Origin of the sequence: Burkholderia sp. MSMB1459WGS (assembly GCF_001534535.1) — a bacterium.
Lineage (GTDB): Bacteria > Pseudomonadota > Gammaproteobacteria > Burkholderiales > Burkholderiaceae > Burkholderia.
The window spans coordinates 459,272-472,395 of the sequence record NZ_LPMU01000044.1; the positions used below are offsets into that span (position 1 = coordinate 459,272).

Annotated in this window: 15 protein-coding genes; 13 read left to right on the forward strand and 2 right to left on the reverse strand. The window is 61.8% G+C overall.

Annotated features, from left to right (window positions below; genetic code table 11):
- The first annotated feature begins 78 nt into the window (after positions 1-78).
- Positions 79-906: an SDR family oxidoreductase gene (locus WT97_RS18680; RefSeq protein ID WP_060354033.1), complete on the forward strand. Its 828-nt coding sequence runs from the start codon at positions 79-81 to the stop codon at positions 904-906.
- A gap of 24 nt (positions 907-930) precedes the next feature.
- Entirely contained in the window at positions 931-1,878 is a 948-nt protein-coding gene (locus WT97_RS18685) for an HTH-type transcriptional regulator ArgP (protein ID WP_060354034.1), read from the forward strand.
- A 351-nt stretch (positions 1,879-2,229) separates the two neighbouring features.
- On the opposite strand, the gene WT97_RS18690 is transcribed toward WT97_RS18685, so the two are convergent.
- Together WT97_RS18690 and WT97_RS18695 are read right to left on the reverse strand one after the other, a co-directional pair.
- Positions 2,230-3,510 carry a hypothetical protein gene (locus tag WT97_RS18690; protein ID WP_082751425.1) on the reverse strand — a complete coding sequence of 427 codons (1,281 nt, stop codon included), beginning with the start codon at positions 3,508-3,510 and terminating at the stop codon, positions 2,230-2,232.
- Positions 3,503-4,444 (reverse strand): fatty acid desaturase, encoded by a 942-nt coding sequence (locus WT97_RS18695; RefSeq protein ID WP_060354036.1) that lies wholly within the window; start codon positions 4,442-4,444, stop codon positions 3,503-3,505. The genes WT97_RS18690 and WT97_RS18695 overlap by 8 nt, the downstream gene beginning before the upstream one ends.
- A 210-nt stretch (positions 4,445-4,654) precedes the next feature.
- Between WT97_RS18695 and WT97_RS18700 the strand changes: the two genes are divergently transcribed.
- The 11 genes from WT97_RS18700 (at position 4,655) to virB5 (ending at position 13,107) form a co-directional block, all read left to right on the forward strand.
- Positions 4,655-5,053: an ACT domain-containing protein gene (locus tag WT97_RS18700; RefSeq protein WP_373558481.1), complete on the forward strand. Its 399-nt coding sequence runs from the start codon at positions 4,655-4,657 to the stop codon at positions 5,051-5,053.
- A 189-nt stretch (positions 5,054-5,242) separates the two neighbouring features.
- A complete protein-coding gene (locus WT97_RS33080) occupies positions 5,243-5,782 on the forward strand; it encodes a hypothetical protein (protein ID WP_257128520.1) in 540 nt (179 codons plus the stop codon).
- 115 nt (positions 5,783-5,897) lie between these two features.
- Complete coding sequence (locus WT97_RS18705; protein WP_060354038.1) at positions 5,898-6,137, forward strand: AlpA family transcriptional regulator; 240 nt, start codon at positions 5,898-5,900, stop codon at positions 6,135-6,137.
- On the forward strand, positions 6,130-6,414 hold the full coding sequence (locus WT97_RS33085) for a hypothetical protein (RefSeq protein WP_082751427.1): 285 nt from the start codon (positions 6,130-6,132) through the stop codon (positions 6,412-6,414). Before WT97_RS18705 ends, WT97_RS33085 begins: the two co-directional genes overlap by 8 nt.
- 413 nt (positions 6,415-6,827) lie before the next feature.
- The gene (locus tag WT97_RS18710) at positions 6,828-7,358 is read left to right on the forward strand and encodes a hypothetical protein (RefSeq protein ID WP_257128521.1); all 531 of its coding nucleotides are present in this window, start codon (positions 6,828-6,830) and stop codon (positions 7,356-7,358) included.
- The gene (locus tag WT97_RS18715) at positions 7,358-8,008 is read left to right on the forward strand and encodes a lytic transglycosylase domain-containing protein (RefSeq protein WP_060354090.1); all 651 of its coding nucleotides are present in this window, start codon (positions 7,358-7,360) and stop codon (positions 8,006-8,008) included. The genes WT97_RS18710 and WT97_RS18715 overlap by 1 nt, the downstream gene beginning before the upstream one ends.
- 49 nt (positions 8,009-8,057) lie before the next feature.
- Positions 8,058-8,399, forward strand: a complete 342-nt coding sequence (locus WT97_RS18720; protein WP_060354040.1) for a TrbC/VirB2 family protein — start codon at positions 8,058-8,060, stop codon at positions 8,397-8,399.
- A 16-nt stretch (positions 8,400-8,415) separates the two neighbouring features.
- Positions 8,416-8,736, forward strand: coding sequence for a type IV secretion system protein VirB3 (locus tag WT97_RS18725; protein WP_060354041.1), 321 nt, complete (start codon positions 8,416-8,418; stop codon positions 8,734-8,736).
- A 1-nt stretch (position 8,737) separates the two neighbouring features.
- Positions 8,738-11,227, forward strand: a complete 2,490-nt coding sequence (locus tag WT97_RS18730; RefSeq protein ID WP_060354042.1) for a VirB4 family type IV secretion/conjugal transfer ATPase — start codon at positions 8,738-8,740, stop codon at positions 11,225-11,227.
- Positions 11,224-12,381 (forward strand): type IV secretion system protein, encoded by a 1,158-nt coding sequence (locus tag WT97_RS18735; protein ID WP_060354043.1) that lies wholly within the window; start codon positions 11,224-11,226, stop codon positions 12,379-12,381. Before WT97_RS18730 ends, WT97_RS18735 begins: the two co-directional genes overlap by 4 nt.
- Positions 12,382-12,402: 21 nt before the next feature.
- The gene (virB5, locus tag WT97_RS18740; protein WP_060354091.1) at positions 12,403-13,107 is read left to right on the forward strand and encodes a P-type DNA transfer protein VirB5; all 705 of its coding nucleotides are present in this window, start codon (positions 12,403-12,405) and stop codon (positions 13,105-13,107) included.
- Positions 13,108-13,124: the final 17 nt, after the last annotated feature.

Genomic DNA, 13,124 nt, shown 5'->3' on the forward strand with positions numbered 1-13,124 from the left:
TCGTCCTAATTGACGGGGGTTCGCACACCAATCATATCGCCTTAGCATGGATAGCGGATTCGTTTAACGGAGAGAACAATGACGAAAAACTGGCTGATTACTGGTGCTTCGAGCGGGCTCGGGCGCGGACTAACCGAGCGCTTGCTGGCGCGCGGCGACGCTGTGGTGGCGACGCTGCGCAAACCCGGCGCGCTTGATGATCTGAAGACGCAACACGGCGAGCGCTTGAAAATCGTCCCGTGCGATGTGACCGATTCGGATGCGATCCGGGCCGCGGTCGCAGATGCCTTCTCGGCCCGCGAACGGATCGACGTCGTCGTCAGCAATGCGGGTTACGGCTTGTTCGGCGCGGCGGAGGAATTGAGCGACGCGCAGATCGAACGGCAAATCGCCACCAATCTGACCGGCTCGATCCAGCTGATTCGCGCCGCCATCGCGCGTCTGCGGTTGCAGGGCGGCGGACGCATCGTGCAGGTGTCGTCGGAAGGGGGGCAGATCGCCTATCCGGGCTTCAGTGCCTATCACGCGACCAAGTGGGGCATCGAGGGCTTCGTCGAAGCCGTCGCGCAAGAGGTGGCAGCGTTCGGCATCGACTTCGTGATCGTGGCGCCCGGGCCGACGCGCACCAACTTCGGTGCGAGCCTGGATCGCGCGGCGCCGCTCGACGCATACGACAGCACGCCGGTGCGCGAACTTCGGCGCACGATCGACGCGGGTTATTTCGAATTCGCCGATGCCGGCAAAACTGTCGATACGATGCTTGCAACGATCGACAGTCCGTCTCCGCCGTTCCGGGTGGCGCTCGGAAGGTCCGCTTACGAGTCGGTCCGCGCCGCGTTGACCAAACGCCTCGCCGTACTGGAGTCGCAGAAGACGGTCGCGCTTTCCGTGATGGAGCGCGCATAACGAGCGCGCAAGATCGATCTGGTCATGAATTTTGATCGACAACAGTTGGAGGCATTTTCCGCCATTGTGGAGACGCGGCATTTCGGACGTGCTGCTATGTTGTTGAATATCACTCGCGGTGCGGTGTCTCTCAGGCTCAAGGCACTTGAGGAGGAGTTCGGTACTCCACTGGTTGTACGCGATGGAAATGTTCCCACGCCAGCAGGCGAGGTCCTGCTGCGGCATATCCGTGTGCTCAAGATACTCGAGGCGGAAACGCAGCAGCAGATTAAACCAATGGACGGCATGCGCCCACGCGTGGCTATTGCTGTGAATGCGGATTCCCTCGCAACATGGTTCGAGGCCGTCGCCTGGGAAATCGCGGAAAGAAACGTAGCTCTTGAACTGATCGTTGACGATCAGGATCACACGCTACCACTGTTGACCAAGGGAGAGGCGATGGGTTGTGTTTCGACCTCTAGCAATCCGCCGACTGGGTTTCTCGCTGAACCCATTGGCATGATGGAGTATGAGTGTGTAGCGAACGTGGAGTTCGCCGCAAAGTTTTTCCCGCAAGGACTGGGATTGCATGGCGTCCTTACCGCGCCTGCCGTGCTCTATAACCGGAAGGATGGATTGCACGCGCTGTTTCTCGAACGAGTTCTGGACCTTGAGGTAAGGAACTACGCGACGCATTACTTTCCGTCGCCGTCGGCATTGCTGGCTGCGATCGAGAGGGGGATCGGGTACGGACTCGTTCCCTGTCTGCAAGCCAGGTCTCTGATCGAAGCGGGCCAGCTGGTGCGCCTCGCGCCTCAGCATACGGTGGAAGTCAAACTCTATTGGCATCACTGGGAAACTGCTCCGTCGACTGCTCGGGCGATTAGTGAACTTGTGGTGCGTCATGCGCGTCGGGCGCTCGGTCAGGCGGGTGATGATGCGGTGTCATTCAGTGATGGTGGTGAGTCTACAGGCACTGATCATCCCCTGTGAGCGTTGATATGGCATTGTTTCCGGCATTTGGACAGTATGCGTCTACTCGATCAGGACACATAGTGCCGATACCCCACCGCAAACCTGCAACGATTGCTTTGCGTCTCGGTCTTGAGTCGGGGGGCCAACACCGAACCGTTGGTATGCGTGGGGCGGCGACTGTCCTGCCAGTCTGGCGAATGGTGTTTCTGACTGCCAAAGCAGAGCACCACGCCGAGAACATCGCAGACAGTTTTCATTGGTCGTCCCCGGGCGGTGAAGACGAGCGCGCAGCACAGTCTTCTACAAGCGGCCAACGGCCATTATGCGATGTCACGCACCAATGGCAGGGAATCCATGGACCAATCACCCCTATGAGCGTTGACGGGCTTCTTGCGCACCGACGGGGTTGGGCGTGGTCTGGATGATTGAGGTGCGCGATCGCAAGGCCGCAACTAGCGCGCAGGGCCATGCCAGTACGAGCGGTGTCGCTTCCGGTAGGTGGATAGCGTGTGTGCAGTCGATCAGCACACATAGGGCGGACACGCCTGCGCCGACAAACATAGAACGCCTCGCAGACTGAGCCCGAACCGGATAGCCGAACAGCGTCAATATGAGCAGCGGGACTACCGCCGACAGGTAGACGACGTTTAATGTCACCATCACGTTGATAATGCTTTCTCCGTATAACGCGATGAGTGTCGCCGCGAGGACGGGCAGCATCCGATGGAAGACAGGTGGAATCGAGGCGCCGCGAGATACGGCGGCCGTCGCTTCGATCATGGCGCGAAGAATCGAGCAGGCTGAACCAAGGGCCGTTATCATCAAGACGCATGTGACCGCCAGCGACATGATGTGACTGGAACTGCCAATCACCCGAATGAGCAGCGTGGGGACTACTTGAGCGTGATCGGCCAGATGGCTGAGCTGCCACGAATTTGCTCCGGCGATGACCGCAGTCGCGGGAAGAAATCCAACTCCCAGCACGATCGCCGCGGCAATCAGGCAACCGGATCGAGCGTGCGCCGGCGTTCGCGCCATCGCAGGAAACTGCTGATAGTCAGCGCCGCACAGGACTAGCACGGCAACGGATAGTAGTACCAATCCAGTGTGCTCATCTGGCTGCATCTGTATTGACTTCACGAAGAGCGCCGGCGCGCGAAGCCATAGGATCAAGCTGTGGGTTTCGGCCAGCGAAAAGACCAGTGTCGCGGTGCACCCGAACATGCAGAGTGCGAACACGGCGGAAAGCCATGAGATCCGGAGAAGTGAAAATACCAGCACGAGGAAGTCGACTGAAATAATCGCCGCTGCTCGTGGCATGCCCGATAGTGTCAATATTGCTGATGCGCCGCGAATCTGGGCAGTTAGCACGCCGGTCATCCAGATCAATGAAAATGCAGCGACCTGCTGGCTGACGGCAGGACCATACAGCGAGCCGAAATATGTCCAGATGGACTGCCTGGTCTTCTGGAGGCGCGGAGCGGAAAACGCCAGCGCCACAAGGCCGATAGCGGTCGCGACAGCGTACAGGCAGGCGGCCATGCCTTGTTGCAGTGCGAGTTCTCCGGTTCCCAGGAAGAAACCGATTCCACAACTGGTCGATACGAGCAGGCTTGCGACGTCCCAGACCGCCAATGTTCGATCAGCCATGATTCACTCCCCACCCGAAGACGCTCGACTGGTGGCCACCCAGATATGACGAACATACGATGGCGCGCTCGTTGAAAGCTGGCAGAGTCATCAGTTGCGCATGCAGCTCGGGCAACTGATGGTATGGGACAGCCGGGAAAAGATGGTGCGTGAGGTGGTAGCCGTTGTGATGCGGATGGATCAGCGTCGACAGCACCCCGGTGTCTGGAATTTCCCGCGTAAAACTGAAGATGCCTCCCGGTTTGAGACCGTGATGGTCCGTCATCTCACGGAAGGTCGTGATCGCATGGAAGACGGTAATGCGCGCGCCGAACCAGAAGGCGAGGAATGCCACTGCGAGGTGGACACCGGCGGCGGACAGCGCCGACATCGTCGCCACCCACCACGCCGCGATACAGAGCTGCTGCCGATAGCCGCATTGACCGGTTATCAGATGGCCAGTGATCGACCCGCGAATGAGCGAGAATTTCAGGAGATACCGGGTGTAGACGCGAAACCATCCATCTCCCTCACGGACCAGCGATGGCAAAAAGTCGGGGTCGCGCTCCGCATCACCCAGCCATGCGTGGTGACGTGCGTGCAGTTCACGGTAGATCGTCAGACTGTTCAGCAGCGGTGCGGCGAGCAGCAGGTGCGCAAGAAGATCGTTGAGATGGCGATTCGGGCTCAAATTCCCGTGACTGGCTTCATGCAGAAGATTGCCCAGTGCACGCTGGCGGTTTCCGATAGCGACGAGTGCGACCGGCGTGAGCGTCCAGCCAATTCGATACACGACGAAGACAGACAGGCAAATAATTATCCAGTCGAGAGCGATATCGTAAATCGCATGCCACGTTCTCGCTTTGGGCTGTCGCCATCCAGGGGCACGGGCAAGAAGTGATTGCTTGATCAATACCCGGTCATGCAGGATTCGAGATGTATCGCCATGATTCATTGCAGCCTCCGTCAGAAGGCGTGAACTCCCCGTGGTTCGGATTGGTGGAAGCGTTTACTTGTATGGATGCAATGATCTGAGCATAGGCGGGAATCACTTCTTCATCGGAGCGGTTAAGAATCTTTCCGGCCGTTTAATTTTTCTGGCTGCGGGAAGCGGTCGGCGGTGGTGTAAGGTTCCGACGACGCGCCACTTTCTATGGAGGAAACATTGAGCGAGAAAGACCTTGCAACGCTATGCGCAACGATCCAGCCGGAGATGGCTGAACCGGTCTACGTCTACTGCTCCTTTCAGGATTTCAGGTTGCCTGAAGGCTTGTCGCCGCTTTTCACTTTCCGGGAGATCGAGGGATTGACCGCAGTGCTTGATCTGCGGGATGCCGAGCGGTACGCGCTGCCCTATGCGTTCAAGGCACGCCTCATTACCCTCAAGGTGCATTCGAGTCTCGAGGCAGTGGGTTTCCTGGCCGTCGTGTCGGCGCACCTCGCGAAAGCCGCTATTCCCTGCAATGCGATCGCCGGTTATTACCACGATCACATTCTCGTTCCTGTTGATCGTGCGGACGAAGCATTCTCGGTGTTGAACGGAATACGGGGAGCGGCCGTTTAGCCTGGGGTCTAGCCACGAATTAGAAATGACGCGGTGAGTTTTGCTTATGGCCGGATAGTTAAGCTTCATCTGCCTTGCGTCTTAAGATTCTCCTTTCTAGATTGATTTTGTAGGCTCATACATAAAAGCAATCGGGAATCGGGGATTCGTTGCCCTCATCGCATGACGATGCCAGGGGAAGGAGGGCAGATGTGCCATTCCGAGAGTAGTTATCCACGCGTAGATAACGAAGTTCTCACTGAATCAGTCGAGTATTGGCGAACCCGCTTCGAAAACGCGGATGCCATAGCATCCCGTCTCGCATGCCGTCTGCGAGGACGCGACCAGCGAATCCTGCTGCTTGAGCGCGCACTCGCACGTACCGCAGCGCTCCACCATGCGCTTGAAGACAGTCTGGAGCAGCGCCTGGAGCAGTGCTCGGGATCATCTGGTCATGCCGTGGAGTCTGATCGGTCCACACCGATGCCACCCGACAACGCGGGCAGCAGCGTGACGGTTCGTCTGCCGCACCTGACACGTACGCTTTCGCTTCTCTTTGAGGTGATGTGGGAGCACTGGGCACAGTGGGACCCGGAGCGTCCTCCCAAGTCCTCAACCGTTGCGCGCGCCATCGATGCAAAGCTCGGGCTGAAAGGGCAGGCCGATGGCGAAGCATCCCGTAACGCACAGTCGTTTGCGGCTTTGCTGCGCCCCGATTCTCTTGGCGATGCCGACGGTCGCCATCGTTGAAGGCTGACCATGACGGATGATTCCGTCGGCATGACGGAATTTTCCGCTCCGTCTCCTGCTGCTTGAATCGGATCTGTGCCGGGCAGATCCGGCTAAAGCCAGGAGGACGGAAGTCATGTCGAATTCGACACAGGTGGCGGGCGCGATTTTACGTCGCAAGCAGGTCGAGCAACTTGTCGGACTTTCGCGCTCGACGATCTATCAGCGGATGAAGGACGGTACGTTCCCTCGGGCGATCCCGCTTGGAGGGAGGATGGTTGGCTGGCGTGCATCGGATATCGAGCAGTTTCTCGTCGACCCGGCCGGATACAGGACATCATCCAGCACGCCCAGCAAGGAGCGCGGCGATGATTGACATATCCCGTGCCTCGCTCGAATCCCGGCTGGAGAACTGGGCAAATGCAGCGCGCGGTCCACATGATCCGGTCGATGCGGCGAAGATCGAAGCCGCATGGCGATGCCTCGAACCCCGTCACAAGGAGCTGCTTCGGATGGTGTACCTGTGGCACGCCGGTCGCGAGGTTGTGTGTCGCCGGCTACGGATTCCCCGTCATCCGCGCAGCCGCTACGAGCTGGAACTGGCGTCGGCCCGGCACGCGCTCGCACGTCTGCTCGAGAAGGGGAAAGCGTGAAAATTTTTTCGGACCTTGCTGGACTGCGCCGGAACGCAAGGGATGACGACGCAGAAAACCCGGCAATTTCGAGGCTTGCATCGCTGGAAGATCGAGCCTAGAGTGCAGCCAACAACTTGTTCCGGTCGACGCATCAGTGCAAGACCGAGTACGCGTTAGCGGCCCGATGTACCGACGTGCGTGCGTTGGCATGGTGGTCGCGATGCGAGTAAAGCCTGTGAACCTGACGGTCGCAGGCTTTTTCATTTTCTGGCGCTGATCCCCCTTGAACCCGCGGCGTGCCTCCCCGGCCCCGCGGGTTCCTTTTTCCGCGCACATCCACTTCGGTACTTCGGTGTTTGATCGAATGAATCGATGGAAGGCGGATCATGGAAATTGGTCGGACTGTCTCCTGGTGTACTGGACCGCATGCGATGCAGCGTGTCGTGCGCCGCTGGTCGATCGCGCTGATGCTGTTCGCCAGCATCTCGATCTTCGCGCCCGGCGTGGCCCATGCCGACGACTGGGGCTGCCAGGTGCTCCTGTGCCTTTCCAATCCGGGCGGGCCGGAACAGTACGGCGAGTGTGTGCCGCCGATCGAGAAGCTGTGGAGCGCATTGCGCCACGGCGATCCTTTTCCGACGTGCGACTTCGGCGCTGGCGGTTCCCAGGGGACGTTCGCGACCAATACCTTCGCGAGCGGACGCTACTGCCGGGAAGACCTGCTGTACTGGGGCGGCCCCGAGCAGGGCGAGCTGCTGTGCCGTGCTGCCGGGGCGATCAACGTCGATATCGACAACCAGCTTTACACCCGTGTCTGGTGGGGCGTCAGCGGCCAGGATCGCACACTCACCGAATTCTACGGAGCGGGTAGCACGCAGGTTCTGTACGACCCATCGCAGTCCGCATCCAAGTTTCTGCAGCGGATGGAGCAGCAGGACAGCGCGGGCGGTGGGGGGCAATGATGTTGCCGCTCGACTTCATCCCGCTCGCGAATCAGTGCGCGCCGCAGGTCTCGCTGTCGACGATGGCGGCGATCGTGCGGACCGAGTCGGCCTTCAACCCGTATGCGATCGGCGTCGTGCATGGCCGGCTCGCGCGTCAGCCCGTCAGCGAGGCCGAGGCTATTGCGACGGCACAGGCTCTGGAGCATGGCGGCTGGAATTTCAGTGTCGGGCTCGCGCAGGTGAACCGCGCGAACTGGCCTATCTATGGACTCGACGAGCGAAGCGCCTTCGATCCGTGCCGCAACCTGGCTGCGGGAGCCGCAATTCTTCAAGGCTGTTTCGAGCTGGCCCGACAGGCGCGTGTGCACGCATCGGTCAATTCCCAGCCGGCACTTCGCGCAAGCCTGTCCTGTTATGCCAGTGGCGATTTCTCGACCGGGTATCGGACGGGCTATGTGCAGCGGGTGGTGAGCAATGCGCGTGTCATGCCGGCGTCGTCGACGTCTGTCGTCGTGCCGGCCATTGCTCCGATCCCGGTCATTCCGGTTGATTCCGGTATGCATGAAACGCCGGGGCAATCCCGGACGCGCCGCCACGAGTCGAATCCATCTGATACCTCGCCCACGACCTCTGGCGGCAAGCCAGACAGTAGTGCTGTGGTGTTCTAGCTCGTCTATCGGGCAGTAACAGAAAGATTCAGCACCAAAGGAGTCGCTCATGAAATCAGGACTACTAAAGGTTATTCAACGTATCGACGCTGCCAGGAACAGTGGACGGCGCGCCCGACTGGCAGCCCGGGGGACAGCCACAGCCGCGGCAGGGCTACTGACAACGTCACCGGCGTGGGCGCAGCTTTCGCAGGTCAATACGCTGCTGACCACGATCCAGACCACGCTGCTCGGCGTCGGCGGCGTGATCTGCTCGATCTCCATCATCTGGGCCGGCTTCCGGATGATGTTCCAGCATGCCCGGTTCGGCGACATCGCGAATGTCTTCATCGGCGGGCTCTTCGTCGGCTGCGCAACCGTGATCGCCGGCATGCTGATCCCGACGAGCTGATCCGGGAGCGCGAACCATGAACTCGCTCAAGGATCCCGTCTTCAAGGGCTGCACCCGTCCCGCGATGCTCTGGGGTGTGCCGCTCGTGGCCTTCCTGCTGGTCGGCGGCGGCATGCTGATCCCGGCCATCTGGGCGCTGCTCGCGAGCCCGCCGTTGGGTGTGGCGATTCTCTTCCTGATGATCCCGGTGTTTGTCGTGATGCGCGCGATCACGCGCCACGACGACCAGCGCCTTGCGCAGTACGTGCTGCGCCTGCGCATGGTGCTGCGCCAGCGCAACCGCCGCTTCTGGGGTGGGCATGCCTACGTGCCGGTCCGCCTGAAGAGGAGGGCGTGACATGCCGGCCGAACCGCAGCTCGCGTCTGTCGCCAACCGGGAAGTGCCGCTCGCTGGCTACATCCCGTACTCGACGCACGTGACCGACCGCGTCATCAGGACGCGCGAAGGCGATTACCTGCAGGCATGGAAGATCGCCGGCATCGCGTTCGAGGCGGCTGACCCGGCCGATATCCTCGCGCGGCACGACGGATTCAACCAATTCGTGCGCGGACTCGCGGGCGGCCATGTGGCGCTGTGGTCGCATCGCCTGCGCCGGCGGGTGTCGGACAGCTTCACGACGGAGTACCGCAACCGCTTCTGTGAGGAACTGGCCACCCGCTACTACGCGAGCTTCGCGGGTTACCGGATGATGGCTAACGAGCTTTATCTGACGGTGGTCTACCGGCCGAACCGCACCCGGCTCGGCCGCGTTTTCAGCCGTGCGGCGCGCCGTACGCGCGCCGATATCCGGCGCGACCAGATGGACGCGCTGAAGGTGATGGCCGAACTTGCTGCCCAGGTCGAGTCGAGCCTCAAGCCCTACGATCCGGTCGCGCTCGGCGTCTATACGCGGCGGAGTCCTTTCACACAGCGCCCCCGTCGCTATTCGTCGGCGCTGGAACTGCTCGGCTATCTCGTGAATGGTGTCTGGGAGCGCGAGCCGGTCCCGTCCGGCCCGATCCGCGAGGCACTGCCGACCTCGCGCCTGTTCGTCGGCGCCGAGAAAATCGAGATCCGCATGCCGGCTGCGACGCGCTTCGTCACGATGCTCGACCTCAAGGACTACCCCGAAGATACCGAACCGGGCATGCTCAACGGCCTGCTGTACGGTGACTTCGAGTACATCGAGACGCAGTCGTTCACGATTCTCGACCGGCCTAGCGCAAAAGACGCGCTGGAGCGGCAGCGCAACCAGCTGATTGCGGGCGAGGACGTCGCCGTGTCCCAGGTCGAGGCGATGGACCGTGCGCTCGACGAGCTGATCAACGGCGATTTTGTGCTGGGCGAATACCACTATTCGCTGGCCGTACTGGGCGACACGCTCGACGAAGTGTCGAAGAGCGCTGCGAAAGCCCGCACGCAGCTAGCCGATGCCGGTTTCCAGACGGCGCTGATCGACCTCGTCGCCGATGCGGCGTGGTTTGCCCAACTGCCGGGCAACTGGCGCTACCGGCCGCGCGAAGCGAAGCTCACCTCGCGCAACTTCTGCGGCCTGTCGAGCCTGCACAACTTCGCGACGGGAAAGCGCGACGGGAATCCGTGGGGCGAGGCGATCACGATCGTCAAGACGCCGAGCGGCCAGCCGCTCTTCCTGAACTTCCACGTCACGCCCGACAAGCAGGATTCGCTCGACGAGAAGGCGCTCGCCAATACCCAGATCGTCGGCCGTGCCGGCGCGGGTAAGACCGTGCTCGAACTGTTCCTGCTCGCAATGGCGACGAAGTACGGCATCACGGCGGTGCTGTTCGACAAGGACCGCGGTACCGAGATCGCGATCCGGGCAATGGGCGGCACCTACACGGTGTTCCGTCGCGGCGAGCCGACCGGGCTGAACCCGTTCCAGATGGAACCGGGCGAGTCCGTCATTGACTTCTGGGAGCGGCTGGTTCGCAAGCTTGTCGATATCGGTGCGGCGCTGTCTGCGAAGGATGAACTCGACATCTCGCGCGCGGTGCGCGAGGTCGCGCGCATGGACAAGCCGCTGCGACGGCTCTCGATGGTCCAGCAGCTTCTGCCGAACGTGGGCGAGAACAGCCTGCATGCGCGGCTCGCCAAGTGGTGCGCGGGCGGACGCCTCGGCTGGGTGCTCGACAACCCGACCGATCACATCGATCTCTCGCAGGCGACGCTGTTCGGCTTCGACGATACCGAACTGCTCGACGACGCCGAGGTTTCCACGCCCGTCACGATGTACCTACTGCACCGGACGGATAACCTGATCGACGGCCGGCGCTTCGTGTACGTCATGACCGAATTCTGGAAGCGGCTCGGTGATCCGGTCTTTACCGATTTCGCCCAGAACAAGCAGAAGACGATCCGCAAGCAGAACGGGCTTGGGATCTTCGATACGCAGTCCCCGGCCGACGTGTTGCGCAGCGAGATTGCGAGTGCGCTGATCGAGCAGAGCGCGACGTTCTTTTTCCTGCCCAATCCGCGTGCCGATTACGACGATTATGTGCGCGGCTTCAAGCTGACCGAAGCCGAATTCAATATCGTGCGCAACCTCGGCGAGAACAGCCGCATGTTCCTCGTCAAGCAGGGGCATCGGTCGGCGATCGGCCGGCTTGATCTTGCGGGCCTTGGCGATGTGCTCGACGTGCTGTCGGGCACCACCGACAACGTGGAACTGCTCGACACGATCCGTGCCCAGGTTGGCGATGCGCCGCAGGACTGGCTGCCCGTCTTCCACGAGCAGCTCGCGAAGCGCCGCGCCACACAGTCACAACAGGCCGGCGCGCGTCAGTCCCCGTCGCAATCCCAGTTGCCAGGGCCGGGAGGTGTGCGATGAGCGGCCTCTTCACCGCCGTCGGCGGCACGCTCGAAAACGGCATGTCGACCTACGTCACGAACGTGTCGTCGGCGCTGTCCGGCGCGCTTGTTCCCGTCGTCACCACGGGCGTCACGATCTGGGTGCTCGCCTATGGCCTGGCGGTCGTGCGCGGCGAAGCGCACGAAGCCGTGCCGGCCTTCGCCTGGCGGGGGCTGAAGGTGGCGATCACGCTCGCCTTTGCGCTCAGCGCCGGCATCTACCAGCAGCAGGTCGTGACCGCCGTCGACGGCGCGACGTCCGGGCTCGCGCAGACGATCCAGAACGCGGCGAATACGACGGGCGGCGGCAATCCAGGGTGCGGCTCTGTCAACGGCAGCAGCGTGACGGGGCAGGGGGCTGCGACCAACATCTACCACACGCTCGACTGTTACGACCAGCAGATCGATCTCGTGATGGACGCCTACTTCGACAAGGCGACGCACGAGGGATTCAGTCCGAGTGGTCTGGCTGCGGCTATCGGCGATTTTACGTGCGGGCTGGTCGCGGCGCTCGGCGGCTCGATCTTCCTGATCGTACTCGCATTCGAGGTTGTGATGGCGCGGATGCTGCTCGATCTCGTCCTCGGCCTCGGCCCGGTTTTCATCACCTGCGCGGCGTTTGCACCGACCGCGCGTTTCTTCGAGGCGTGGACCGCCAAGGTCGTCAATTACGCGCTGCTGCAGATCCTGGTCGCCGCCTTCCTCGGCATGGCGCTCACGGCGTTCTCGGCTGACCTGACGGCGATGCATGCGACGGGTGGCTCACCTGGCGCCGATGCGTCGGCCGTGGTGCAGAGCATTTCAGCGGGACTCGATGATGCCGCGGCGGCAGCGACCGCGATCGGCCTGTTCGCGACCGGCGTGTTTCTCGCGATGGTCGGCTGGCAGTTGCCGTCTGTGGCGGCGGGCCTGTCTGGCGGCGCAACCGTGTCCGGCTTCGGTGCCTTCGTGGCCGGTATTGCTTCTCGCAGCCTCGTGACAGCCATCGGACGGGCGCTCAAGGGCAATGGAGGCGGGCCGAAGCCGGGCGGCGAGATTCATGACCGGACGAGTTCGACCGGTGGACCAGGTGGTGGCGCAATGCCGGCCTATCAGCGCGCCGCGCGCGCGAATCTGGGCCAGCAGGGCGGTTGACGACGGATTGAGGTGACGACGATGAACCAACGAATCAGATGGATAGGCGCCGCTGCGATCTTCGCGGTATCGGCGGCGTGCAGTGCGGGTGCATACGCGCAGGGTATCCCGGTCTATGACGCGCAGAACGTCTTGCAGGCCATCGCGACGGTGGCCCAGCTCGAGCAGGAAGTGCAGCAGGAAATCCAGATCTATCAATCGACGGTGGGCACGCGCGGGTTCGGTGCGCTGATGAGCAACCCCGTCGTCGTGAACTCGCTGCCGTCGAACTGGCAGGGCGTCTATACGGCGATCCAGAACGGCGGTTATGCGGGTCTGACGGGCAGTGCCCAGGCTTTGCGCTCCGCGAGCCAGATCTACAACTGCGAGGACCAGACCGGGATCGACCAGCAGGTGTGCCAGCGCGCGCTCAACAAGCCATTCCAGGACAAGGTGTTTGGCCAGCAGGCGTATCAGACCGAATTGCAGGAGCTGAATCAGATACAGAGCCTCGCGCAGCAGATCGATGCGACCCAGGACCCGAAGGGTGTGGCCGAGCTGCAGGCGCGTATCCAGGCCGAGACCACGACCGTCAGCAACGAGATGACGAAGCTGCAACTGTTCCGGTTGCTGTCCGACGCCGAAGACAAGCTCGTGGCCGAGCAGCAGGGCGAACTGGTGCTGAGCCGCGCCGGCAAGACGAACCGCCTGCAGGACCGGATGATTCCCGCGTCGTTCGGAAACTGAGGAGGGCGCCATGTCTA

Bases quoted from the DNA above. Each gene is read 5' to 3' on its own strand.
- WT97_RS18680 (WP_060354033.1), top strand. From the start codon at position 79: ATGACGAAAAACTGGCTGATTACTGGTGCTTCGAGCGGGCTCGGGCGC.
- WT97_RS18685 (WP_060354034.1), top strand. From the start codon at position 931: ATGAATTTTGATCGACAACAGTTGGAGGCATTTTCCGCCATTGTGGAG.
- WT97_RS18690 (WP_082751425.1), bottom strand. From the start codon at position 3,510: ATGGCTGATCGAACATTGGCGGTCTGGGACGTCGCAAGCCTGCTCGTA.
- WT97_RS18695 (WP_060354036.1), bottom strand. From the start codon at position 4,444: ATGAATCATGGCGATACATCTCGAATCCTGCATGACCGGGTATTGATC.
- WT97_RS33080 (WP_257128520.1), top strand. From the start codon at position 5,243: ATGTGCCATTCCGAGAGTAGTTATCCACGCGTAGATAACGAAGTTCTC.
- WT97_RS18705 (WP_060354038.1), top strand. From the start codon at position 5,898: ATGTCGAATTCGACACAGGTGGCGGGCGCGATTTTACGTCGCAAGCAG.
- WT97_RS33085 (WP_082751427.1), top strand. From the start codon at position 6,130: ATGATTGACATATCCCGTGCCTCGCTCGAATCCCGGCTGGAGAACTGG.
- WT97_RS18710 (WP_257128521.1), top strand. From the start codon at position 6,828: ATGCAGCGTGTCGTGCGCCGCTGGTCGATCGCGCTGATGCTGTTCGCC.
- WT97_RS18715 (WP_060354090.1), top strand. From the start codon at position 7,358: ATGTTGCCGCTCGACTTCATCCCGCTCGCGAATCAGTGCGCGCCGCAG.
- WT97_RS18720 (WP_060354040.1), top strand. From the start codon at position 8,058: ATGAAATCAGGACTACTAAAGGTTATTCAACGTATCGACGCTGCCAGG.
- WT97_RS18725 (WP_060354041.1), top strand. From the start codon at position 8,416: ATGAACTCGCTCAAGGATCCCGTCTTCAAGGGCTGCACCCGTCCCGCG.
- WT97_RS18730 (WP_060354042.1), top strand. From the start codon at position 8,738: ATGCCGGCCGAACCGCAGCTCGCGTCTGTCGCCAACCGGGAAGTGCCG.
- WT97_RS18735 (WP_060354043.1), top strand. From the start codon at position 11,224: ATGAGCGGCCTCTTCACCGCCGTCGGCGGCACGCTCGAAAACGGCATG.
- virB5 (WP_060354091.1), top strand. From the start codon at position 12,403: ATGAACCAACGAATCAGATGGATAGGCGCCGCTGCGATCTTCGCGGTA.